The sequence below is a fragment of the Bradyrhizobium sp. LTSP849 genome (assembly GCF_000938255.1).
Taxonomy (GTDB): Bacteria; Pseudomonadota; Alphaproteobacteria; order Rhizobiales; family Xanthobacteraceae; genus Bradyrhizobium.
Map to the genome: position 1 here is coordinate 335,102 of NZ_JYMR01000045.1, position 23,250 is coordinate 358,351.

Sequence of the window (23,250 nt, forward strand, 5' to 3'; positions counted from 1 at the left end):
GGCCTCAGACTAATATAAGCAAAAATCGGACCAATTTTTTGGGAACGGTTCTTGCTTCATGGCGCTCACGCAGAGATTAGAGTTCCGGCAATCGCAGTCGCTGGTCATGACGCCGCAGTTGATGCAGGCGATCAAGCTGCTGCAATTGTCCAATCTCGATCTCACGACCTTCGTCGAGGAGGAACTCGAGCGTAACCCCCTGCTGGAACGGGCCAATGACGAGCCGCCGGCGGGCGAAGCCCAGGCGGAAACCGGCCAGTTCAACGATTCCGACGGCGGCCATAACGACGAGCCGGGCGGCGGTCCGGGCGAAGCCTTCGAGCCCGGCCAGGAAGAATGGATGAGCAAGGATCTCGGCACCCGCGCCGAGATGGAACAGACCCTGGACACGGGCCTGGACAACGTCTTCTCCGAGGAGCCGGCCGAGGCGGCCGCGCGTACCGCCCAGGATGCGGCGCCGACCACCTATACCGAATGGGGCGGCGGCGCCTCCGGCGACGAGGACTACAATCTCGAAGCCTTCGTCGCCGCGGAAATGACCCTCGGCGACCATCTCGCCGAGCAGCTCTCGGTCGCCTTCTCCGGCCCGGCGCAGCGGATGATCGGGCAGTATTTGATCGACCTCGTCGATGAGGCCGGCTATGTGCCGCCGGATCTCGGCCAGGCTGCCGAGCGGCTTGGCGCATCGCAAGCGGACGTCGAGGCCGTTCTTGCCGTGCTGCAAAAATTCGATCCGCCCGGTGTCTGCGCGCGCAACTTGAGCGAATGTCTGGCGATCCAGCTCCGCGAGCTCGACCGCTACGATCCGGCGATGCAGGCCTTGGTCGAGCACCTCGATCTGCTCGCCAAGCGCGACATCGCAGGTCTGCGCAAGGTTTGCGGCGTCGACGACGAGGACATCGCCGACATGATCGGCGAGATCCGCCGGCTCAATCCCAAGCCCGGCATGAAGTTCGGCTCGGCGCGGCTTCAGACCATGGTGCCGGACGTCTATGTCCGCCCGGGTCCGGATGGTGGCTGGCATGTCGAGCTCAACAGCGACACCTTGCCGCGCGTGCTGGTCAACCAGACCTATTATTCCCAGCTCTCGAAGAAGATCGGCAAGGACGGCGACAAGTCCTACTTCACCGACGCGCTCCAGAATGCGACGTGGCTGGTGCGTGCGCTCGACCAGCGCGCCCGCACCATTTTGAAGGTCGCCACCGAGATCGTGCGCCAGCAGGACGGCTTCTTCACCCATGGCGTGGCGCATCTGCGGCCGCTGAATCTGAAGGCTGTGGCCGACGCCATCCAGATGCATGAATCCACGGTGTCGCGCGTCACCGCCAACAAATACATGGCGACGAATCGCGGTACATTTGAGCTGAAATATTTCTTCACGGCGTCGATCGCCTCGGCCGACGGCGGCGAGGCGCATTCCGCCGAAGCCGTGCGTCACCACATCAAGCAGCTGATCGATTCGGAAGCGCCTGCCGCGATCCTGTCGGATGATACCATCGTGGAACGGTTGCGCGTTTCGGGCATTGATATTGCCCGCCGCACGGTCGCGAAGTACCGCGAAGCCATGCGCATTCCTTCTTCGGTGCAACGCCGTCGCGACAAGCAGAGCGCTCTTGGTAACGTCCTCTCCACCGCAATGTCCGATCGCTCCCGCAACACCGAGCCGGCCTGATTGCGCCGGCGCGAAATCGCGCTACTCTCAATCTCCCATCGAGACCGATCCATGCGTGCGCATGATCCGGACCCAGAGGGCCGCGTTAGCGCAAAGTGTGCAGCGGTTTTCCGAACAGATCAGGCGCAGACAAGAACCTAACCAAGCGAGGTTCACATGACTCTCCGCATTTCGGGCAAGAGCGTCAGCGTCGGCGAGGCCCTGCGCGGCCGTGTTTCCAACCGGACCGAAGAGGTCCTGCGTAAATATTTCGACGGGAATTATTCCGGCCACATCACGCTGAGCAAGGATGGCTTCGGCTTTCGCACCGACTGTTCGCTGCATCTGGATTCCGGCATTACGCTGGAGGCCGATTCGAATGCGGCAGACGCCTATGCCAGCGCCGACCAGGCGCTTGTGATGATCGAGAAGCGGCTCAAGCGCTACAAGAGCCGGCTCAAGGACCGCTCGGCCCGCAAGGCCCATGTGGCCTCCGCGGCGCTGGCCGCGATGGACGCCACCAGCTACGTGCTGGAGGCGCCGGGCGAGGGTGATGACGAGGACGAGGTCACCGGCTACAGCCCCGTGATCATCGCGGAGGCAACTACCTCGCTCAAAATGCTGTCGGTCAGCGAAGCCGTCATGGAACTCGACCTCAGCGGGGCGCCCTGCCTGGTATTCCAGCACGGCTCCTCGGGCCGGGTGAACATCATCTACCGCCGGGCCGACGGCAATGTGGGCTGGATCGACCCGCCGGGCGCCAAAGCGGACGGCAAGCTGGGCGGTTAGGGCCGGAACCCGGCCCCGTAGCACCCGCAGCCCTTAACAATGACCGTGGCAAAGCCGCACGCGGGAGTTGGCACCGGGATTGCGTTGGAGTAGAAGCGCCCCACATCAGGACCGGTACTTGGGCTAAGTACTTGGGCTAAGTCCGCTTCCTGCTTCACCTTCTTGACGCCGGCCCGGCTCGGTTTCTCGCCAAGCTGGCCAATTCGGAACCTGACGGTTTTAATTCACCTCGGAAAACTTCCATGCCGATTACCGATCTGGTCGCGCCCGAGGCGATTCTCCCGGCATTGAAGGTCAACAGCAAGAAGCAGGCGCTCCAGGAACTCGCGGCCAGGGCCGCCGAGCTGTCCGGCCAGAACGAGCGCGCCGTGTTCGAGGTGCTGTTGCAGCGAGAGAAGCTCGGCACCACCGCGGTCGGCTACGGCGTCGCCATTCCCCACGGCAAGCTGCCCAAGCTGGAAAAGATCTTTGGCCTGTTCGCCCGGCTCGATCGTCCGATCGATTTCGAGGCGATGGACGGCCAGCCGGTCGATCTCGTCTTCCTGCTGCTCGCGCCCGAAGGCGCCGGTGCCGACCATCTCAAGGCGCTGGCGCGCATCGCCCGCCTGCTGCGCGACCAGGACATCGCCAAGAAACTCCGCGCCTCGCGCGACGCCCAGGCGATCTATTCGGTGCTGGCGCTGCCGCCGGCGACCGCGGCGTAACCCTCACTCGCTCGAACCGAAGCCGCGCCGTCTGCGACTTATTTCGCAGCCGGGCGCTGTGATGTGTCGTCACCATGTCCACCTGCGACCGGCACGGCTCCGGCGCAGGAATTTTGAGACATGATTTGCGGTTCGATGGGCCGGGTTTTCGGTCTGCTTTGCTCCGTCACTATAGCCGTCACGGCTGCGGCCCGTGCTGACGAGGCGTCAAACGACCGCGTCATCGCGGAAAAGACCGAGATCATTGCGGCCGATCCGGCAAATGCGGTTGCCTACGAGCTGCGTGGCGAAGCCTGGTACATGAAGCGGGACAAGGACCGGGCCTTCGAGGACTGTAGCGCTGCGATCCGGATCGATCCGAATTTCGGGCGCGCTTATAACTGTCGCGGGCGCGCCTATTCGGCAAAAGGCGATCACGATCACGCATTGGCCGACTACAACGAGGCCATTCGCCTCGATCCCGGCTACGGCCCGTCTTACACCTCGCGCGCCGAGGAGTATTTCAACAGGCGCGATCTTGATCGCGCGATCGCCGGCTTCACCGAGGCCATCGAACGTAGCCCCAAGCAGGCTTACCGTGCGCTCGTCATGCGAGGAGAGGTGTATGCGGCGAAGGGCGACACCGATCACGCCGTCGCCGATTACAGCGAGGCGATGCAGCGCAATCCGGCCGCCGCCTGGCCCTACGAGCTGCGAAGCACCATTCGTCTCCACAAGGGCGAGATCGATGCAGCTCTGGACGACTGCGACAGCGCCGTCCGTCTGGAACCCGGAAGTGCTGGTGGCCACTATTGCCGGGCCATGGTGTTCCTGAAGAAGGACGATGCCGACAGCACCATCCGGGAGCTGGATGACGTCACCAGGATCATGCCGTCTTTCGAGAAGGCCTATCTCGTTCGCGCCGTCGTCCTGCACGGGAAGGGCGACGACAAACGTGCCCTTGCCGATTTCGACGAAGTGATCCGATTACAGCCGGGGAATTCGGAGGCCTACAACAGTCGCGCCGGTATGTTTCGGGACACGGGACAGCACGATCGCGCGCTCGCCGACTACAACGAGGCGATCCGGCTCGATTCGAATAGCCAGCTCGCGCTGGTCAACCGCGGCCTCCTCTACATGATGATGTCCGACCCCAAACATGCGCGCGCGGACTTCAACAGCGTGCTCGCGTTGCCACTGAGCGACAAATGGGCCGTGGACACGGCGCGCGAAGGACTTGGCTTTGTGAAGTGACACGAGAGCAGGGCGCGCAGCCTTGCACTCCGTCATTGCGAGGAGCCCTTGCGACGAAGCAATCCAGACTGCCTCAGCGGAAACACTCTGGATTGCTTCGCTGCGCTCGCAATGACGGCGCGGAAACGTCATCGCCCAAAATAAAAACGGGCACGCCTTCGTGCGAAGGCATGCTCGTCAAAATCCCATTCGTGCGACGTGCGCGCGCTCAGTGCACGCTCACCGCTTGCAGCTCGTTGCTCCAGGCATTCGCGACTGCGGCTTCGCGGCTGTCGGTCAGCATGATCGGCGTGCCGTCGGCGGCGTGGAGCGGCACTGCCGCCCGCGACCGCGGCGTAAAGCGACCGTTTCCGCTATAGTTTAGAGATTGCTTCGAGCGTCACGGGAAGCCGCATGAGCGTCTCGTTGCCGTGACGGTAGAACTTGTGCGTCCACGGATCAAACACCGGCACGCGCGCTTCGACGAATTCGTCGATGTCGCGTGTTACCACGACCAGATCCTGCAGAGCGGCGATGGCCACGATGAACAAGTCTGGCTGCCCGAACGTATGGCGGCGCTTGCGCCCCTCGACGATCATCGTTTTCCACCGCACGATGACATCTTCGGTGATGGCAAGAGCCCTACCCGCGAACAGCGGTCGAAGCATGTTGTCCAGCCACGATTGAAGATCTGCGCGCCTGGCAGGGTCGGACAGTTGTTCGATGCCATAGACGATTTCAGCGAACGTGATCTCCGTGACATAGAGGTTGTCGCCGCTTTGGCCGGCAACAAAATTTACAACGTCATGGTTAGCCTTAGACCTGCGTAGTTCCGAAACCACGTTGGTATCGAGCAGCCATCCTCTCAAAGCTCGACGTCCCGAACTTTGGATTTGATGGTCAGGCGTTCAAATTCCACGTCGTCCAACGGGGATTTGGCAAGGACCGTAACGATGTCGCGGCCACTCACGGGCCGTTTGAGGCGATCGAATTCCTCTGCCGCGATAATAACCGCTGCGTCTTTCCCATGCAGCGTGACGCGCTGCGGTCCGATGCGTTGGGCCTCTCTGACAATCTGGCTCAGGTGAGTCTTCGCATCCTGAAGACTCCATCGCCCGGATTGAGAGCCCTTCTTCTTCGTAGAGGGACGCTTTGCCGTCATGCAATTCTTTCTGGTCGGATCAACCAGAATTTAGAGTATCCGAATTCGGCAGTCAAAGCAAAACGGGCACGCCTTCCTGCGAAGGCATGCCCGCCAAATCTCTCTTCGTGCGACGTGCGCGTGCTCAGTGCACGCTCACCGCTTGCAGCTCGTTGCTCCAGGCATTTGCGACCGCGGCTTCGCGGCTGTCGGTCAGCATGATCGGCGTGCCGTCGGCAGCGTGGAGCGCGAACAGCTTGAGGCCCGGCGCGATTTTCGGCGCTTCGGGAAACAGGCCCGGAACGTCTTCGGAGCGGATCTGCTTCACATAGGCGATATGGCCTTCGCCGAGGGTTGCCAGCGTCTCCGGCGAGACGTTCTTGGCTTCGTATTCGAACGCAACGTGACCTTCACTCATGGTCTCGACTCCTTCACTGAAACTAAGCGGTCGAGTCCGCTACTCGTTCCATTATTCGTGCTCATTGATAGCGATTGTCTTAACGATCCTTTCCGGTTCCGGCCGGGCAAGATCGATCGCCAGCAATCCGTTCTTCAGATCCGCACCCAGCACCAGCATCCCCTCCGCCAGCACGAAAGTGCGCTGGAAGTGGCGCGCGGCGATGCCGCGATGGATGTATTGCCGGGTCTTGTCGTCCTGCTGCCGCCCGCGAATCACGAGCTGGTTTTCCTCAATGGTTACATCGAGTTGGTCGCGGGTGAATCCAGCAACCGCCAGCGTGATGCGCAGCCGCTCGGGCTGGCCGTCGGATCGGTCGCACCTCTCGATATTGTAGGGAGGGTAACCGTCGGCGCCTTTGACGACGCGATCGAGCACGCGCTCAATCTCGTCGAAGCCCAGAAGGAACGGACTGGAAAGCGTGGGAACACGAGACATAGTTTACAAAGTCCTCTCGAAGCGACTTTGGCATTTCAGGGCCCTGCACGGCACCCCTTGGTCAGCAATATGGTCATAACCCCGTGTGGGTTCAAGGACGTAGCTGGGGCCCTGCACAGCGTCGTTTGGACGCCCGGAATGACCGGGAGGCCCTTGACGGCTACTGTGCATGGGGTTGTTTTCGCGTTTTTTATCGAGCCGGCTCCGGAAAGCCTCAGGCCTCGATTCGGGTCCGCCCGTCGTCGCTGAACAAATGCAGCTTCGCCCGCACCGCCGCGACCCGGATCTTTTGGCCGATCGGCGGCGCCTCGGAGCCGGGAATGCGGACGATGACCTCGCCGGGCGGCAGCTCGCCGGGATTGGCGGCAATGCGCTGCTCATCCTGCTTGCGGGAACCGTAAATGAAGGTTTCGGCGCCGACGCGCTCGATCGCTTCAACGGTGAGCGGCAATGCGACACCGCCGGCGGGCGTCTGGTCGGTGATGACAAAATCTTCCGGGCGGATGCCGAGGATGCCGGCGTCGCCTGAATTGCCGATCTGCGATTTGATTTCGTCGGCACGCATCGACATCAGATTCATCGGCGGTGCGCCGATGAAGGAGGCCACGAATGTCGTCGCCGGCTTCTCGTAGATGGCAAGCGGATTGCCGAACTGCTCGACCTGGCCGCCATTCATCACCACGAGAATATCGGCGAGCGTCATCGCCTCGAGCTGGTCGTGGGTTACGTAGATCGACGTCGTGCTGAGCCGGCGCTGCAATTTGCGGATCTCGACGCGCATCGCGATGCGCAGTTTGGCATCGAGATTGGAGAGCGGCTCGTCGAACAGGAACACTTTTGGCTGGCGCACGATGGCGCGGCCCATCGCGACGCGCTGGCGTTGGCCGCCGGAGAGCTGGCGCGGCTTGCGCTCCAGCATCGGCGTGAGCTCGAGCACCCGCGCGGCTTCGTCGACGCGGGTCTTGACCTCGGCCTCCTTCATGCCGCGGTTGCGCAGGCCGTAGGCCATGTTGTTGAAGACGCTCATATGCGGATAGAGCGCGTAGTTCTGGAACACCATCGCGATGTCGCGATCGGCGGGTTCGACCTGGTTGACCACGCGGCCGCCGATATCGATCTCGCCGCCTGAGACGGTCTCGAGGCCTGCGACCATGCGGAGCAGCGTCGACTTGCCGCAGCCGGAAGGGCCGACCAACACGCAGAACTGCCCGTCGGCGACATCGACATTGACGCCCTTGATGGCCTCGAAGCCACCGGGATAGGTCTTGCGGACGTTGCGCAGGGTGACGTTAGCCATGAAAACTCACTTCTAAAAATCTACTTCTCGGTCTCGACCAGGCCGCGCACGAACAATCTCTGCATGGCGACGACGACGAACACCGGCGGCAGCATGGCCAGCACGGCGGTCGCCATCACGACCGGCCATTCGGTCAGCGCGTCGGTGGTGGTGATCATCTTGCGGATGCCGACCTGGATGGTCTGCATGTCGTCGCGGGTGGTGATGAGCAACGGCCAGAGATATTGATTCCAGCCGAGGATGAAGAGGATCACGAACAGCGCCGCCATGTTGGTGCGCGACAGCGGCAGCAGCGTGTCCCAGAAGAAGCGTAACGGGCCCGCGCCGTCGATGCGCGAGGCTTCCAGAAGCTCATCCGGCACGGTCATGAAGAACTGGCGGAACAACAACGTCGCGGTGGCCGATGCGATCAGCGGCAGCGCCAGGCCGGCATAGCTGTCCAGCATGTGCAGATCGGCGACGATCTTGTAGGTCGGATAGATGCGGACCTCGACCGGCAGCATCAGCGTGATGAAGATGATCCAGAAGATCGGCATCCGGAACGGAAAGCGGAAATACACGATCGCATAGGCCGAGATGATCGAGATCGCGATCTTGCCGACCGCGATCAACAGCGCCATCACCAGCGAGTTCAGCATCATGTTGCCGACGGGTTCGCGGGTCGAGCCGCTCGTGCCGACGAAGATGGTCTGGTAGTAGACCTCGAAGAAATGCCCGCCGGGCAGAAGCGACATCTGCCCGTTGGCGATCAGCGCGTTGTCCTGGGTCGAGGCGACGATCGCGATGTAGACCGGGAATGCGACGATCGCGATCCCGATCCAGAGAATGGCGTGGGCGACGTAGCGCCGAAAGCCCTCTTCCTCGACCATCAGTAGGTCACCTTGCGTTCGACGAAGCGGAACTGGATTCCCGTCAGCACGATGACCATGACCATCAGGATCACCGACTGCGCCGCGGAGCTGCCGAGATTGCCGCCGAGCAGGCCGTCGGTATAGACCTTGTAGACCAGCGTGACCGTCGATGTGCCCGGACCGCCGCGGGTCATGGTGTCGATGATGCCGAAAGTGTCGAAGAAGGCGTAGACGATGTTGACGACCAGCAAGAAGAAGATGGTCGGCGACAGCAGCGGGAAGGTCACGGTCCAGAACCGCCGCATCGGGCGTGCGCCGTCGATCGCAGCAGCCTCGAACACGCTTTTCGGGATGGCTTGCAGGCCGGCGAGGAAGAACAGGAAGTTGTAGGAGATCTGCTTCCACGCGGCGGCGAGGATGATCAGTGCTGCCGCCTGGTCGCCATCGAGCAGCGGATTCCAGTCGACGCCCATTCCGCGCAGATAGCGCGAGAGCACGCCAAGCGAGGGATGCAGCATGAAGATCCAGAGCACGCCGACGACGGGCGGCGCCACCGCATAGGGCCAGATCAGCAGCGTGCGGTAGAGCATCGAGCCGCGCAGCGGCTTGTCCGCCATCACGGCGAGCAAGAGCGCGAAGGATAGCGACGAGACGGCGATCGCGAACGAGAAGAAGAAGGTCCGGACGATGGCCTCGTAATAGGCGGGGTCCTGGAACAGCTCGATGTAATTATCAAACCAGATGAAGCTCGTCGAGAGACCGAAGGCATCCTGAAGCAGGAAGGACTGGATCACCGCCTGCGCGGCGGGCCAGTAGAAAAATATCAGGACGATCGCGAGTTGCGGGGCAACCAGCGCGTAGGGCAACAGCTTTGCTTGGAAAATGGCTTGCTTTTGCATGATGTCAGCAGAGCGGCAGGCCGGATCGCGGCCTGCCGCTCATCGCCTCACTTCACAGCGGTCTTTTCGAACTGACGCAGCATCGTGTTGCCGCGCTCGACAGCCGTATCCAGCGCCTGCTTGGCGGTCTTCTTGCCGGCCAGCGCCTGCTCGATCTCTTCCGACCAGACGTCACGCAGCTGAACCATGTTGCCGAGGCGCAGACCGCGTGAATTCTCGGTGGGCTCCTTGTTGGTCAGCTCGAGCAGCGGGGTCTCGAGATAGGGCTGGTCCTTGTAGAAGCCTTCCTCCTTCGCCTTGGCATAGGCTGCCTTGGTGATCGGCAGATAGCCCGAGGCCTTGTGGATATAGACCTGGCGATCGGTATCCGAGAGGAAGGTCAGGAATTTTGCGACGCCCTTGTATTCGTCGGCCGACTTGCCGCCCATGACCCAGAGCGAAGCGCCGCCGATGATCGAGTTCTGCGGCGCGCCCTTGACGTCCGGATAATACGGCATCGGCACGGCGGAGAAGTTGAACTTGGCCTGCGCCTTGACGTTGCCGAAGAAGGCCGACGAGGTCAGGTAGATCGCGCACTCGCCCGAGGTGAAGCGGCCTTCGCCGGTGTTGGTGCGGCCGGCGTAGTCGTAGGTCTTGTCCTTCTGCAGCTCGACCAGCTTCTCGAGATGCTTGAGCTGGAGCGGTCCGTTGAACTCGAGCACGGTGTCGAAGCCGTCGAGGCCGTTGGCCTTGCTGGCGAGCGGCACGTTGTGCCAGGCCGAGAGCTGCTCGAGATTGACCCAGGTGACCCAGGAGCCGGAGAAGCCGCAAGTCGGATGGCCGTTGTCGTGGAGCTTCTTGGCGGCCTCGAATGTTTCGGGCCAGGTCTTCGGGACCTCGATATTGGCCTTCTTCAGCTCATCGAGGTTGACCCACATCACGGTCGACGACGAGTTGAAGGGGAACGACAGCATCTCGCCCTTCGAGGTCGAATAGTAACCGGTGATCGCGGACAGATAATTCTTCGGATCGAACTTCTCGCCGGCGTCGGCCATCAGCTTGTAGACGGGCTTCACCGCGCCGGTCGCGGCCATCATGGTCGCGGTGCCGACTTCGAACACCTGCATGATGTGCGGGGCGTTGCCGGCGCGGAAGGCCGCGATGCCGGCGTTCATCGTGTCGGGATAGTTGCCCTTGTAGGTCGGGATGACCTTGTAGTCGCTCTGCGACGCGTTGAAGTCGGTGGCGAGCTTGACGATGACGTCGTTGTTGGCGCCGGTCATCGCGTGCCACCACTGGATTTCGGTCACAGCCAGGGCCGGCGAGACACCCATGCCAACCGTGACTGCAAATGCGGCAGCCGCCCCAAAATGTCGAAGAGCCATCAAAAAAACCTCCCTTGGCCGTCAATAAACAAGCGCTTGCGCTAGCAGCGCCATATGACGTTCACATGACTGTGTAAGCGGCCGAAACGAAAGCGGCAAGCGCGGGAAAAGGGAAGCTGTCAAATAGGCGAACGCGTCGCGAGCAGCCTCATCCGTTCGCGGTGCACACACAGGTGCCCGCGCCGCAGTGCGGCATCGCTCGTTGGATGCGGGGGCGAGGGGCCTAGCGCTTGCGCTCGGGCCCGCAGACCGTGCCCTTCTCGACCATCGCGTCGATCTCGGCCTTGGAGTAGCCGAACTCGCCCAGCACCTCCCGGGCGTGCTGGCTGAATTTCGGCGGCAGGCGACGCAGGCTCGGTTTGCTGCGATCGAGCCGGATCGGCGACGCCACGCCCTTGTACCAGTCCTTCTCGATGATATCGCCGCGGGCGATCGTGTGCGGGTTGGTCAACGCCTGGTCGATCTTCTGCACAGGACCTGCGGGCAGGCCGGCGGCAAGCAGGCGGTTGCACAGCGGCTCGGCCTCGTGCTGGCTGAACACGGCGGCAAGCTCGGCACGCAGCGCCTCGCGATTGGCGATGCGGTCCTTGTTGCGGGCAAAGCGCGGATCGGTGCCGAGCTCGGGCTTGCCGATCTCTTTGGCGAGCTTGCGGAAGGTGCCGTCATTGCCGACGCCGATGAAGATGTTGTCGGTCTTGGTCGGGAAGATCGCGTAAGGCACGAGATTGGGATGCTCGTTGCCGGTCAGGCCGGGCGGCTTGCCATGCATGAAATAGTTCGCGGTGTGCGGATGCATGATGGCGAGGCCGGTCTCGTACAGCGTCGTCTCCAGGAACTGGCCCTGGCCCGAGCGCTGCCGCTCCGACAGCGCCATCAGGATGCCGATCGCCGCGTAGAGCCCTGTGCCGATGTCGACCAGCGGCACGCCGATCCGCATCGGTCCGCTCTCGGGCGAGCCGGTCGCCGCGATCATGCCGGTCATGGCCTGGATGATGGCGTCATAGCCGGGATTGCCGCCGCGCGGACCGTCGGCGCCGAAGCCGCAGATCCGGCAATGCACCAGGCGCGGGAATTTCTTGCTCAGGACTTCGTTGCCGATGCCCCATTTCTCCAGCGTGCCCGGCTTGAAATTCTCGATCAGGACGTCGGCCGTCTCCAGCATCTTGAGCAGCACGGTTCGGCCGCCCTCGGAGGCGAGGTCGAGGGCGATCGAGCGCTTGTTGCGGTTGATGCCGACGAAATAGGCCGCGTCTTCCTCATGGAAGGGAGGGCCCCAGTCGCGTACCTCGTCACCCGCGGGCGGCTCGACCTTGATCACGTCGGCGCCATGGTCGGCGAGGATCTGGGTGCAGTAGGGACCGCCGAGCACGCGCGTGAGATCGATGACGCGCAGTCCGCTCATTGCGCCTAATGCTGCTCCAGAACTGGCGGCTTCAGAACTCATGCCTTCGCTTCCTCTGTGTCGATCGTTGATCACAGGCCTAGCGAGGTTCGTGCACGCCAGCAATGGCTTGTTGCGTAGGGCGTTATGCGGGGCGCGCGCCACATGCCGCGGGATGGCAAATCAAGAACTGGCAAATCAAACGGAAGCGGCCGGCCCGAGGGGGATCCCGGGCCAGCCAATCCGCATCTACGATCAGACGACCGTCAGGCGGACGTCGACATTGCCGCGCGTCGCGTTGGAGTACGGGCACACCTGGTGGGCCTTCTCGACCAGCGCCTCGGCTTCCGCGCGGGCAAGGCCCGGCAGCGAGACGGCGAGATCGATGTCGAGGCCAAAGCCGCCGGCCGAGCGCGGGCCGATGCCGACGGTCGAGGTGACGGAGGCGTCAGCCGGGACCTTCGGGCCGCCCTGCGAGGCCACGAACTTCATCGCGCCGATGAAGCAGGCGGCATAGCCGGCCGCAAACAGCTGTTCGGGATTGTTGCCGGCGCCGCCTCCGCCACCGAGCTCCTTCGGCGTGGTGAGCTTGACGTCGAGCGCGCCGTCGAGGGTTGCGGCATGGCCGTCGCGGCCGCCGGTGGCTTTTGCGCTGGTCTTGTAGAGGACATTCACGGACATTTTCGTCTCCCTGGGTTCCGGTTGGGGTGCGTTCTATATCGCAGGCAATTAGATTGTGTGCAATTGAAATTTGCATGCCTCACATTTAATTGTTCGCAATTGAATAGGCGCCTGCCAGGGCCCAGAATGACAAGACGAATCTCACGGGATCGAACATGGCTCGAAAACAATCCGCGCTGGATCCGCAGCGGCTCGATAACCAGATCTGCTTTGCGGTCTATTCGGCCGCGCACGCCTTCAACCGCGTCTACAAGCCGCTGCTCGATCAGCTCGGCCTGACCTATCCGCAATATCTGGTGATGCTGGTGCTGTGGGAGCGAGACGACGTGCCGTTGAAGGACATCGGCGAAAAGCTGTTTCTCGATTCGGGCACGCTGACGCCGCTGCTCAAGCGTCTGGAGGCCGCCCATCTGGTCAAGCGCACCCGTAGCAGCGAGGACGAACGCCAGGTGCTGATCGCGCTGACGTCCCAGGGCCACGCGCTGAAGGAAAAAGCGCGCGCTGTACCGCAGTCGATCCTGGCGGCGTCGGACTGTTCGGTGTCGGAGCTGGTGGCGATGAAAGACGAGATCGTCGCGCTGCGCGACCGACTCAATGCGGTGATCGGGGAGTAGGGGAACTCGTCGAAGCGCACCTTCGCCCTGCGGGCTTCGGTGCACCAGCCTTCGCTTCGCGAAGGCTGGTGGAGCCAGGCGGGATCGAACCGCCGACCTCTTGCATGCCATGCAAGCGCTCTCCCAGCTGAGCTATGGCCCCTTAACCGTCCGGCGCGCCTTGGGCGACGCGTCGGGTGAGACCCAGAACCACAGTTCTGGGATTATCTCAAGTCTCTTCGTCGCCTCCGACGTCACCAATGATGTCGGTCACGTCCTCATCACCCTCTTCTTCGTCGGCAATGAAGGTCGAATCGTCATCATCGTCGTCGTCGATGGTCTCGTCGACCTCGATATCGTCCTCCGATTCGGGCACGACGGCCTTGACCTTGCCGGTGTTCTCTTCGGCATCGGCCTCCTCGAGCGAGACCTCTTCGACCTCGGCCGGCTCCGGCGTGGTGTCGGCGGCCGCCGGCGCGTGCCGGGGTTCGGCGCCGCGGGTTGCGCGCGCGGGCGCCACGGGCGCGATCGGCACGACTTCACCGGTATAGGGCGAGATCACCGGAGTCTTGTTGAGGTCATAGAACTTCTTGCCCGTAGTTGGGCAAATGCGTTTGGTTCCGAGTTCGGACTTGGCCACGGCAGAGGAATCCTGGGATGTCTGAAAAGCGGTGTTTCACTTGGCTAGTTGGCGGGCCGCTGTCAATAGCGCATTACGGGAGAAAGACATGCCGGTGACTGCGGGGAGGCCATGTGGTACGTGCCCGCGAGCCTCCAGGGCACATCCAAGGACACAATCTTGACTCATTCCGACCAGCCGACGCCGCTTCAGTCGCGCTCAAGCGGCCCCCTGACCGGGAAAGTTCGGGTGCCCGGGGACAAGTCGATCTCCCACCGCGCCCTGATCCTGGGCGCGCTTGCGGTCGGCGAAACTCGGATTTCGGGCCTGCTGGAGGGCGAGGACGTCCTCAACACCGCCAAATCCATGCAGGCACTCGGTGCAACCGTGGAGCGCACCGGAGATTTTGCCTGGAAGGTGCGCGGCGTGGGCGTCGCGGGCTTTGCCCAGCCCAAGGACCCGCTGGATTTCGGCAACTCCGGCACCGGTTGCCGCCTGGTCATGGGCGCCGTCGCGGGCTGCCCGATCTCGGCGGTTTTTGACGGCGACGCCTCGCTCCGCACCCGCCCGATGCGCCGGATCCTGGATCCGCTCGAAAAGATCGGCGCCAAGGTCGTTTCCGGCGGCGAGGGCGGTCGTCTGCCGCTGAGGGTCCAGGGTGCGCGCGATCCGCTGCCGATCACCTACAAGACCCCGGTCGCCTCGGCCCAGATCAAATCGGCCGTGTTGCTGGCGGGGCTGTCTGCGCCGGGCAGCACGACCGTGATCGAGTCCGAGGCCAGCCGCGACCATACTGAATTGATGCTGAAGCATTTCGGTGCCGACATCACCTCGACGGCCGAAGGTACACACGGCCGCCGCATCACGCTCGTGGGCCAACCAGAATTGCACGGCGCCACCGTGATCGTTCCCGCCGATCCTTCCTCCGCGGCATTTCCAGTCGTCGCGGCGCTGATCGTGGACGGCTCCGACGTCGTCCTGTCCGACGTCATGACCAACCCGCTGCGCACCGGTCTGTTTACGACGCTGCGCGAAATGGGCGCCTCGATCGAGGAGAGCGAAGTGCGCGGCGATGCCGGCGAGCCGATGGCGCAGCTGCGCGTGCGGGCCTCGAAATTGCGCGGCGTCGAAGTGCCGCCGGAGCGCGCGCCCTCGATGATCGACGAATATCTGGTGCTGGCGGTGGCGGCCGCCTTCGCCGAAGGCACGACCGTCATGCGCGGCCTGCAAGAGCTGCGCGTCAAGGAATCCGATCGGCTCGAAGCCACCGCCGCCATGCTCCGCGTCAACGGCGTCAAAGTCGAAGTCTCCGGCGACGATCTGATCGTCGAAGGCCGCGGCCATGTCCCCGGCGGCGGCCTCGTCGCCACCCACATGGATCATCGCATCGCGATGTCTGCGCTGGTGATGGGCTGCGCGTCCGACCAGCCGGTGACCGTCGACGATACCGCCTTTATCGCAACCAGTTTTCCGGATTTCATTCCGATGATGCGTTCGCTTGGGGCCGAGTTTTCATGATTATCGCCATCGATGGACCCGCGGCCTCGGGCAAGGGGACGCTCGGCAAGCGGCTCGCCCACCATTACGGCTATCGTCACCTCGATACCGGCGTGATCTACCGCGCGGTGGCCTACGCCCTGATGCAGACCGGTCATGATCTCCGGGACGAGGCGGCGGCGGTTGCCGCTGCCCTGGAACTCGATCCCGAAAAGTTCGGCAATTCCGCCCTGAAGACCCAGAAGGTCGGTGAGGGCGCCTCGATCGTCTCGGCAATCCCCAGGGTTCGCGAAGCCCTGGTCAATTTCCAGCGGCAATTCGCCGCCGATCCGCCCGGCGCCGTGCTGGACGGCCGGGACATTGGAACCGTGATCTGCCCCCATGCCGACGTGAAGATCTTCGTGGTCGCCGACCCCAAGGTCCGCGCGCGGCGCCGGACCATGGAGGCCAAGGCACGAGGCGAGGAGGCGGACGAGGCGGCCGTGCTGGCCGATATCATCCAGCGCGACGAACGGGACAAGAACAGGCCGATTGCGCCCCTGAAACCCGCCTCGGATGCTTACTTGCTAGATAACTCCCAACTGGATATAGAAGGCGGCGTCCGGGCCGCCATCGACATTATCGAGGCCGTCCGAGCGGGCCGTCCGCGGGGTTAAGCCGCGGTCGTCATTGGAGGAAGCGCCCGCTCCCGCTCTTTGAGGTCGATACCCTCGGTCCCTTGTTTGGGGCCGGCGCGATCCAGGCTCCGGACAAAGATTTCCACGTATCGAATGCGCGGGCCCAGCCGGCCCGCTTCCGCTGTTCCGGTCGCAGGCCGGAGCAACGAGCGGTCGCTCGAAGGTCTTGCGGACCTTCCGACACTGCGCGCGCGATACGCCCTTTGAACCCAACGGCCGGCAAGACATCCGCAACTGGAGAACAAATGGCTTCGACTTCCGCTGATACCTATAGCCCCTCGCGCGATGATTTCGCCGCGATGCTCGACGAGTCCTTCGCAGGTGGCAGCCTGCAGGAGAGCTCCGTCGTCAAGGGCAAGGTGGTTGCAATTGAAAAGGACATGGCCGTCATCGACGTCGGCCTGAAGACCGAAGGCCGCGTCGCGTTGCGCGAATTTTCCGGCCCCGGCCGTGAGAGCGAGATCAAGGTTGGCGACGAGGTGGAAGTGTTCCTCGATCGCATCGAAAACGCTCTCGGCGAAGCCGTGCTGTCGCGCGACAAGGCGCGCCGCGAAGAGAGCTGGGGCAAGCTCGAGAAGGCGTTCCAGGGCAACGAAAAGGTCACGGGCGTCATCTTCAACCAGGTCAAGGGTGGTTTCACCGTCGACCTCGACGGCGCCGTGGCGTTCCTGCCGCGCTCGCAGGTCGACATCCGTCCGATCCGCGACGTCGCGCCGCTGATGAACAACGCGCAGCCGTTCCAGATCCTCAAGATGGATCGCCGCCGCGGCAACATCGTCGTCTCCCGCCGCACGGTGCTGGAAGAGACCCGCGCCGAGCAGCGTCAGGAGCTGGTGCAGAACCTCGAAGAGGGTCAGGTCATCGACGGCGTGGTCAAGAACATCACCGATTACGGTGCGTTCGTTGATCTCGGCGGCATCGACGGCCTGCTGCACGTCACCGACATCGCGTGGCGCCGCGTCAACCACCCGACCGAGGTGCTCTCGATCGGCCAGACCGTGAAGGTCAAGATCATCAAGATCAACCACGAGACGCACCGCATCTCGCTGGGCATGAAGCAGCTGCTGGATGATCCGTGGCAGGGCATCGAAGCCAAGTACCCGCTGGGTTCGCGCTTCACCGGCCGTGTCACCAACATCACCGACTACGGCGCGTTCGTCGAGCTCGAGCCGGGCATCGAAGGCCTGATCCACGTCTCCGAGATGTCGTGGACCAAGAAGAACATGCACCCCGGCAAGATCGTGTCGACCTCGCAGGAAGTCGAAGTGCAGGTGCTGGAAGTCGATTCCGTCAAGCGCCGCATCTCGCTCGGTCTCAAGCAGACCATGCGCAACCCCTGGGAGGTCTTCGTCGAAGGTCACCCGACCGGTTCGACCGTCGAGGGCGAGGTCAAGAACAAGACCGAGTTCGGTCTGTTCCTGGGTCTCGAAGGCGACGTCGACGGCATGGTCCATCTCTCCGACCTCGACTGGAAGCTTCCGGGCGAGCAGGTGATCGACAACTACAAGAAGGGCGACGTGGTGAAAGCCGTGGTGCTCGATGTGGACGTCGAGAAGGAGCGTATCTCGCTTGGCATCAAGCAGCTCGAAGGCGACCCATTCGCCGAGCCGGGCGATGTCAAGAAGGGCGCGGTCGTGACCTGCGAAGTGCTCGAAGTGAAGGAAAGCGGCATCGAGGTGAAGATCACCGGTACCGACTTCTCGACCTTCATCAAGCGCTCGGAGCTCGCCCGTGACCGCAACGACCAGCGCGCCGAACGCTTTGCCGTCGGCGAGAAGGTTGATGCCCGCGTGATCCAGTTCGACAAGAAGGCCCGCAAGGTCCAGGTGTCGATCAAGGCGCTCGAAGTCGCCGAAGAGAAGGAAGCCATCGCGCAGTACGGCTCCTCCGATTCGGGAGCGACGCTCGGTGACATCCTCGGCACCGCGCTCAAGAACCGCGACAAGTAAGCGAAACGCCTGTTTCGCAAGCATCGAAGCCCCGGCGCGAGCCGGGGCTTTTTTGTTGGTGCTGTCGTAGCCCGGATGGAGCGTAGCGAAATCCGGGAAAGTCTTTATGTGGCTCCCCGGATTGCGCTGCGCTCCATCCGGGCTACACGGCACAGGCCTTGTTTTCTTCAAATTGCGCCGCAATTGATGTATCCAGATAAGCCAATGGTCACGCTGTGACGGCACAACGCGGTGGCTTCTCACCTGGAGATATTCCGATGTCGCTCGATTCGGACATCATCGTCGATCGCCGCAGGATCCGTCGCAAGCTGACGTTCTGGCGCGTCACAGCTGCGCTGATCGCAATCGCGGCGATCGCGGGCTTTGCACTGATCGTGACGCCCAGTGGGCGCGGCACCTTCGCTTCCGCCGGCTCGATCGCGCGCGTGCAGGTCGACGGCCTGATCCGCAGTGATTCCGAGCGCACGCGGGCGCTGGAGCGGCTGGAGAATTCGCAGGCCGCGGCCGTCATCGTTCACATCAACTCGCCGGGCGGCACCACCGCCGGCTCCGAGCAGCTCTACGATTCGCTGACGCGCCTGAAGGCGAAGAAGCCGATGGTCGTCGTGGTCGAAGGTCTTGCGGCTTCCGGCGGCTACATCACCGCGATTGCGAGCGATCACATCATCGCCCAGCAGAGCTCGCTGGTCGGCTCGATCGGTGTGCTGTTCCAGTTTCCCAACGTCAGCGAGCTGCTGAAGACCATTGGCGTCAAGGTCGAGGAAGTGAAGTCCACGCCGCTGAAGGCCGCGCCCAACGGTTTTGAGCCGACCAGCCCCGAGGCGCGGGCCGCGCTCGATGCGCTGGTGAAGGACTCCTATGCCTGGTTCAAGGATTTGGTGAAGCAACGGCGTGGCATGGATGACACGCAGCTCGAAAAAGTGGTCGATGGCCGCGTCTTCACGGGACGCCAGGCGATTGATCTCAAGCTGATTGATCAGCTCGGCGACGAGAAGACGGCTGTGACCTGGCTCGAGGAGCAGAAGGGCGTCAAGAAGGGTCTCAGCGTGCGCGATTATAAGCTCGAACCCCGCTTCAGCGACCTGCCGTTTCTCAGGACTGCTGCCGCCGTCACGCTGGAAGCGCTTGGTTTAAGCTCGATTGCGCATCAGATCGGGCAAACTGGCGTTGCGCAGGCGGTCGATCGCTTCGGAATGGATGGAATGCTGGCCCTGTGGCAACCGGCCGCGTCGAATTGACCGGAACTGGCCGGAACCAAGCGAGCCTCGAAGGTTTTTCGCGTCTGGCGGGTGGTGGGTCAGCCCGCTTTTTCGGCATTTGTCACGCATTTTCACGACGCTCAACCTTCATTTAGCGTCTTGACAGATCAAGGCATTTTCACGGAAATGGTCATCCGCACGCTTCCGGGTCCTATCTCTCGATGATCAAATCCGAACTTGTTCAGCGTATCGCCGAGCACAACCCGCATCTGTACCAGCGGGATGTCGAGAACATTGTGAATGCGATTCTCGAGGAGATCGTAGCGGCACTCGCGCGCGGAGACCGCGTCGAGCTGCGCGGCTTCGGTGCTTTCTCGGTGAAGCACCGCCCCGCACGCGCCGGTCGCAATCCGCGAACCGGCGCTCATGTCCCTGTCGACCAGAAGAGCGTTCCGTTCTTCAAGACCGGCAAGGAAATGCGTGAGCGGCTGAATCGCGACCACCCGGATCCAGGCGCGCCCGACTGAGGCCATCGTCCGGGCTTAACCGAGCGGCCCTGACGCAGCCGCAGGCTTGATTCAAGGCGAGCGAAGCCAGATGCGAAAATTCCTGACCGCGCTGATCGTGATTCCGCTGGCCCTGATCCTGGTGACTTTCGCGGTCGCCAACCGGCACTTCGTCACGGTCTCCTTCGATCCTTTCATGTCGGCTGATCCGGCACTGTCGGTCACGCTGCCGCTGTTCCTGTTGCTGATCCTGGTGGCTGCCCTGGGCGTCGTGGCCGGCGGTTGTGCCGTCTGGTTCGGCCAGCGGCACTGGCGTCGCGCCGCGCGCCGGCATGAGGCGGATGCACGGGCCGCCCGGGTCGAACTGGCCGATCTGCGGGCCCAGGCGGCCCCTACAAAGCCCAATCCGCAGCGCCTCCCGGCCCCCTCCGGGGTGGGCCTTTACGGTCCCGTCGGGCGAGACAAGCAGCGCGCGACGTTGTAGAAGCGGCCGCAACCGAAAGCCCTGTTTTCCGGCCGCTGACCCGCGGCCTCCATGCGCTTTGAGATCATGTCCCTGCTCGTCAAAATCTGCGGCCTGTCCACGCGCGAGACGCTCGAAACGGCGCTCGACGCGGGCGCCGACATGGTGGGGTTCGTGTTCTTTCCGCCGTCGCCCCGGCATCTCTCGCTGGAGGCCGGGCGCGAGCTCGGCCGCCAGGTGAAGCGGCACGCGCTCAAGGTCGCGCTCACGGTCGATGCCGACGACGCGACGCTCGACAACATCATGGATGCGCTGTCGCCCGACATGTTCCAGCTCCACGGCCAGGAGAGCGTCGCACGGCTGCGCGATATCAAGCAGAAGTTCGGCCGCCCCGTGATGAAGGCCGTGCCGGTCGCAACCGCAGCAGACCTCGCCGTGCTGCCCGGCTACGCCGCGGCCGCCGACCGCATCCTGTTCGATGCGCGCGCGCCGAAGGACGCAACCCGTCCCGGCGGCCTGGGCGCGCCATTCGATTGGCATCTGCTGGAAAATCTCGATCTGAGGCTGCCCTACATGGTCTCGGGCGGGCTTCATGCCAACAACGTTGCGGAGGCCCTTCGCGTCACCGGCGCCGGCGGCGCCGACGTGTCCTCCGGTGTCGAGAGCGCCCCCGGCGTCAAGGATCCGGAGCTGATCAAGGCCTTCATTCGCGCCGCGCGCGCCACCCAAGATGCAAATCAAGAGTTGAGCGTTCGATGAACATCGCCAAACCAAATTCCTATCGCAGCGGCCCCGACGAGCGCGGCCATTTCGGCATCTTCGGTGGGCGCTTCGTCGCCGAAACGCTGATGCCGCTGATCCTCGATCTGGAGAAGGCCTATACCGCGGCCAAGGCCGACCCGGCCTTCCAGGCCGAGATGAACGGTTATCTCAAGAACTATGTCGGCCGGCCCTCGCCGCTGTATTTCGCCGAGCGCCTGACCGAGCATCTCGGCGGCGCCAAGATTTACCTGAAGCGAGAAGAGCTCAACCACACCGGCTCGCACAAGGTGAACAACGTGCTCGGCCAGATCATGCTGGCGCGGCGCATGGGCAAGAAGCGCATCATCGCCGAGACCGGCGCGGGCCAGCATGGTGTTGCCACCGCGACGCTGTGCGCGCGCTTCGGCCTCGAATGCGTGGTCTACATGGGCGCCGTCGACGTCGAGCGGCAGCAGCCCAACGTCATCCGCATGGAGATGTTGGGCGCAAAAGTGAATCCGGTGCAGTCAGGCACGCGCACGCTGAAAGACGCGATGAACGAGGCGCTGCGCGACTGGGTCACCAACGTGCACAACACCTTCTACTGCATCGGTACCGTCGCGGGGCCGCATCCCTATCCGACGCTGGTGCGCGACTTCCAGTCGATCATCGGCAACGAGACCAAGGTGCAGATGCAGGAGGTCGAAGGCCGCCTGCCGGATTCGCTGGTCGCCTGCATCGGCGGCGGCTCGAATGCGATGGGTCTGTTCCATCCCTTCCTCGACGATTCCACCGTCGAGATTTTTGGCGTTGAAGCCGCGGGCCATGGGCTCACGCAACTGCATGCGGCGTCGATCGCGGGCGGCCGCCCCGGCGTTCTGCATGGCAACCGCACCTATCTCTTGATGGACGCGGACGGCCAGATCCAGGACGCGCATTCGATCTCGGCCGGTCTCGACTATCCCGGCATCGGCCCCGAGCACTCCTGGCTGCACGAGATCGGCCGCGTCAACTATCTCTCCGCGACCGATGACGAGGCGCTCGCCGCATTCCAGCTGCTGTCGCGGCTCGAAGGCATCATCCCGGCGCTCGAGCCTGCACACGCCATCGCCAAGGTGATGGAGCTCGCGCCGAAGCGGCCCAAGGATCATCTGATGGTCGTCAATCTCTCCGGCCGCGGCGACAAGGACGTCCCGCAGGTCGGCGATATCCTGAGGGGCAAGACCAAGTGACCACGCGTATCGACACCCGTTTTGCCGAGCTCAAGAAAGCGGGCCGCTCGGCCTTCGTCACCTATGTGATGGCCGGCGATCCCGATCTCACGACTTCGCTCAATATCGTCAAGGCGCTGCCCAAGGCAGGCGCCGACGTCATCGAACTCGGCATTCCCTTCACCGATCCGATGGCGGATGGTCCCTCGATTCAGGCGGCCGGTCTGCGCGCGCTCAAGAACGGGATGACCTTGAAGAAGACGCTGGAGCTGGTGCGCGGCTTCCGCGAGGACGACAACGTCACGCCGCTGGTGCTGATGGGCTATTACAATCCGATCTACATTTACGGCGTCGACAAGTTTTTGGCCGATGCCAAGACGGCCGGCGTTGACGGCCTGATCATCGTCGATTTGCCGCCGGAGGAAGACGACGAGCTCTGCATTCCCGCGCTGAAGGCGGGCCTGAACTTCATTCGCCTCGCGACCCCGACCACCGACGACAAGCGCCTGCCCGCGGTGCTGGCGAACACATCAGGCTTTGTCTATTACGTCTCTATCGCCGGCATCACCGGTGCAGCAGCGGCGGACGCGAATGCCGTAGGTGAAGCTGTCGCGCGCATCAAGCGGCATACCAAGCTGCCGATCTGCGTTGGTTTTGGCATCCGCACGCCGCAGGCGGCGCGCGCCATTGCCGAGAAGGCCGATGGTTCGGTGGTCGGCACCGCGCTGGTCGACGCGCTCAAGAACAGCCTCGATGCCGAGGGCCGCGCGACCGCCAAAACCGTTAACGCAGTCGCCGAGCTGACGGCGTCCCTGGCCCAGGGCGTCAAGGGCGCGCGGCAAGCGGCGGAATAGGCCATAATTCCGCTCGCTGGGCAGGCGACACGGCGGCTTGCCGGGGCAAGGTCCGGCGGCCATATATCCTTCAGGC

At 63.3% G+C, this 23,250-nt stretch carries 25 protein-coding genes, 1 tRNA gene and 1 pseudogene; 14 read left to right on the top strand and 13 right to left on the bottom strand.

Annotated elements, in window-relative coordinates:
* Nucleotides 1–58: 58 nt before the first annotated feature.
* The 4 genes from rpoN (at nucleotide 59) to UB31_RS25985 (ending at nucleotide 4,377) form a co-directional block, all read left to right on the top strand.
* A complete protein-coding gene (rpoN, locus tag UB31_RS25970; RefSeq protein ID WP_045004827.1) occupies nucleotides 59–1,672 on the top strand; it encodes an RNA polymerase factor sigma-54 in 1,614 nt (537 codons plus the stop codon).
* 156 nt (nucleotides 1,673–1,828) lie between these two features.
* Nucleotides 1,829–2,440, top strand: coding sequence for a ribosome hibernation-promoting factor, HPF/YfiA family (gene hpf / locus UB31_RS25975; RefSeq protein WP_045012915.1), 612 nt, complete (start codon nucleotides 1,829–1,831; stop codon nucleotides 2,438–2,440).
* A gap of 242 nt (nucleotides 2,441–2,682) precedes the next feature.
* Nucleotides 2,683–3,144 (top strand): PTS IIA-like nitrogen regulatory protein PtsN, encoded by a 462-nt coding sequence (gene ptsN / locus UB31_RS25980; RefSeq protein ID WP_045004831.1) that lies wholly within the window; start codon nucleotides 2,683–2,685, stop codon nucleotides 3,142–3,144.
* A gap of 120 nt (nucleotides 3,145–3,264) precedes the next feature.
* Nucleotides 3,265–4,377: a tetratricopeptide repeat protein gene (locus tag UB31_RS25985; RefSeq protein ID WP_045012916.1), complete on the top strand. Its 1,113-nt coding sequence runs from the start codon at nucleotides 3,265–3,267 to the stop codon at nucleotides 4,375–4,377.
* A 208-nt stretch (nucleotides 4,378–4,585) separates the two neighbouring features.
* On the opposite strand, the pseudogene UB31_RS40680 reads toward UB31_RS25985, so the two are convergent.
* The 11 genes and pseudogenes from UB31_RS40680 to UB31_RS26035 all read right to left on the bottom strand — a co-directional run.
* A pseudogene (locus UB31_RS40680) lies at nucleotides 4,586–4,687 on the bottom strand (DUF1150 family protein); the annotation flags it as partial.
* Between the two features lie 43 nt (nucleotides 4,688–4,730).
* Nucleotides 4,731–5,225 (bottom strand): type II toxin-antitoxin system VapC family toxin, encoded by a 495-nt coding sequence (locus tag UB31_RS25990; protein ID WP_045012917.1) that lies wholly within the window; start codon nucleotides 5,223–5,225, stop codon nucleotides 4,731–4,733.
* The gene (locus UB31_RS25995; RefSeq protein ID WP_045004835.1) at nucleotides 5,222–5,518 is read right to left on the bottom strand and encodes a type II toxin-antitoxin system Phd/YefM family antitoxin; all 297 of its coding nucleotides are present in this window, start codon (nucleotides 5,516–5,518) and stop codon (nucleotides 5,222–5,224) included. Before UB31_RS25995 ends, UB31_RS25990 begins: the two co-directional genes overlap by 4 nt.
* 124 nt (nucleotides 5,519–5,642) lie before the next feature.
* The gene (locus UB31_RS26000) at nucleotides 5,643–5,915 is read right to left on the bottom strand and encodes a BQ00720 family protein (RefSeq protein WP_011083553.1); all 273 of its coding nucleotides are present in this window, start codon (nucleotides 5,913–5,915) and stop codon (nucleotides 5,643–5,645) included.
* A gap of 51 nt (nucleotides 5,916–5,966) precedes the next feature.
* Complete coding sequence (locus UB31_RS26005) at nucleotides 5,967–6,392, bottom strand: Hsp20 family protein (RefSeq protein WP_045004840.1); 426 nt, start codon at nucleotides 6,390–6,392, stop codon at nucleotides 5,967–5,969.
* Between the two features lie 214 nt (nucleotides 6,393–6,606).
* Nucleotides 6,607–7,689: a sn-glycerol-3-phosphate import ATP-binding protein UgpC gene (locus UB31_RS26010; protein WP_045012918.1), complete on the bottom strand. Its 1,083-nt coding sequence runs from the start codon at nucleotides 7,687–7,689 to the stop codon at nucleotides 6,607–6,609.
* 20 nt (nucleotides 7,690–7,709) lie between these two features.
* Entirely contained in the window at nucleotides 7,710–8,558 is an 849-nt protein-coding gene (gene ugpE, locus UB31_RS26015) for a sn-glycerol-3-phosphate ABC transporter permease UgpE (protein ID WP_045004844.1), read from the bottom strand.
* Nucleotides 8,558–9,439 carry a sn-glycerol-3-phosphate ABC transporter permease UgpA gene (gene ugpA, locus UB31_RS26020; RefSeq protein WP_045012919.1) on the bottom strand — a complete coding sequence of 294 codons (882 nt, stop codon included), beginning with the start codon at nucleotides 9,437–9,439 and terminating at the stop codon, nucleotides 8,558–8,560. The genes ugpE and ugpA overlap by 1 nt, the downstream gene beginning before the upstream one ends.
* Nucleotides 9,440–9,486: 47 nt before the next feature.
* Nucleotides 9,487–10,803 (bottom strand): sn-glycerol-3-phosphate ABC transporter substrate-binding protein UgpB, encoded by a 1,317-nt coding sequence (gene ugpB, locus UB31_RS26025; RefSeq protein ID WP_045012920.1) that lies wholly within the window; start codon nucleotides 10,801–10,803, stop codon nucleotides 9,487–9,489.
* 223 nt (nucleotides 10,804–11,026) lie between these two features.
* On the bottom strand, nucleotides 11,027–12,205 hold the full coding sequence (locus tag UB31_RS26030) for a CaiB/BaiF CoA transferase family protein (protein ID WP_197090857.1): 1,179 nt from the start codon (nucleotides 12,203–12,205) through the stop codon (nucleotides 11,027–11,029).
* Nucleotides 12,206–12,439: 234 nt separating this feature from the next.
* Entirely contained in the window at nucleotides 12,440–12,865 is a 426-nt protein-coding gene (locus UB31_RS26035) for an organic hydroperoxide resistance protein (protein WP_014490914.1), read from the bottom strand.
* Nucleotides 12,866–13,020: 155 nt separating this feature from the next.
* Between UB31_RS26035 and UB31_RS26040 the strand changes: the two genes are divergently transcribed.
* Nucleotides 13,021–13,479 (top strand): MarR family winged helix-turn-helix transcriptional regulator, encoded by a 459-nt coding sequence (locus tag UB31_RS26040; protein WP_045012922.1) that lies wholly within the window; start codon nucleotides 13,021–13,023, stop codon nucleotides 13,477–13,479.
* A gap of 66 nt (nucleotides 13,480–13,545) precedes the next feature.
* Here the strand turns inward: UB31_RS26040 and UB31_RS26045 are convergent.
* Nucleotides 13,546–13,621, bottom strand: a tRNA-Ala gene (locus UB31_RS26045).
* Between the two features lie 66 nt (nucleotides 13,622–13,687).
* Nucleotides 13,688–14,098 carry a TIGR02300 family protein gene (locus UB31_RS26050; protein ID WP_045004853.1) on the bottom strand — a complete coding sequence of 137 codons (411 nt, stop codon included), beginning with the start codon at nucleotides 14,096–14,098 and terminating at the stop codon, nucleotides 13,688–13,690.
* A gap of 111 nt (nucleotides 14,099–14,209) precedes the next feature.
* On the opposite strand from UB31_RS26050, the gene aroA reads away from it, so the two are divergent.
* The 9 genes from aroA (at nucleotide 14,210) to trpA (ending at nucleotide 23,174) form a co-directional block, all read left to right on the top strand.
* Nucleotides 14,210–15,595 carry a 3-phosphoshikimate 1-carboxyvinyltransferase gene (gene aroA / locus UB31_RS26055; protein ID WP_156175557.1) on the top strand — a complete coding sequence of 462 codons (1,386 nt, stop codon included), beginning with the start codon at nucleotides 14,210–14,212 and terminating at the stop codon, nucleotides 15,593–15,595.
* Nucleotides 15,592–16,230, top strand: a complete 639-nt coding sequence (gene cmk / locus UB31_RS26060; protein WP_045004854.1) for a (d)CMP kinase — start codon at nucleotides 15,592–15,594, stop codon at nucleotides 16,228–16,230. Before aroA ends, cmk begins: the two co-directional genes overlap by 4 nt.
* A 266-nt stretch (nucleotides 16,231–16,496) precedes the next feature.
* On the top strand, nucleotides 16,497–18,200 hold the full coding sequence (rpsA, locus tag UB31_RS26065; protein ID WP_045004855.1) for a 30S ribosomal protein S1: 1,704 nt from the start codon (nucleotides 16,497–16,499) through the stop codon (nucleotides 18,198–18,200).
* Between the two features lie 257 nt (nucleotides 18,201–18,457).
* Nucleotides 18,458–19,438 (top strand): signal peptide peptidase SppA, encoded by a 981-nt coding sequence (sppA, locus tag UB31_RS26070; RefSeq protein ID WP_045004857.1) that lies wholly within the window; start codon nucleotides 18,458–18,460, stop codon nucleotides 19,436–19,438.
* A gap of 182 nt (nucleotides 19,439–19,620) precedes the next feature.
* Complete coding sequence (locus UB31_RS26075; RefSeq protein ID WP_007598410.1) at nucleotides 19,621–19,926, top strand: integration host factor subunit beta; 306 nt, start codon at nucleotides 19,621–19,623, stop codon at nucleotides 19,924–19,926.
* A 70-nt stretch (nucleotides 19,927–19,996) separates the two neighbouring features.
* A complete protein-coding gene (locus UB31_RS26080) occupies nucleotides 19,997–20,389 on the top strand; it encodes a lipopolysaccharide assembly protein LapA domain-containing protein (protein ID WP_045004859.1) in 393 nt (130 codons plus the stop codon).
* A gap of 66 nt (nucleotides 20,390–20,455) precedes the next feature.
* A complete protein-coding gene (locus UB31_RS26085) occupies nucleotides 20,456–21,127 on the top strand; it encodes a phosphoribosylanthranilate isomerase (RefSeq protein ID WP_045012999.1) in 672 nt (223 codons plus the stop codon).
* Nucleotides 21,124–22,341, top strand: coding sequence for a tryptophan synthase subunit beta (gene trpB / locus UB31_RS26090; protein WP_045004861.1), 1,218 nt, complete (start codon nucleotides 21,124–21,126; stop codon nucleotides 22,339–22,341). The genes UB31_RS26085 and trpB overlap by 4 nt, the downstream gene beginning before the upstream one ends.
* Nucleotides 22,338–23,174 (top strand): tryptophan synthase subunit alpha, encoded by an 837-nt coding sequence (gene trpA / locus UB31_RS26095; RefSeq protein WP_045012923.1) that lies wholly within the window; start codon nucleotides 22,338–22,340, stop codon nucleotides 23,172–23,174. Before trpB ends, trpA begins: the two co-directional genes overlap by 4 nt.
* Nucleotides 23,175–23,250: the final 76 nt, after the last annotated feature.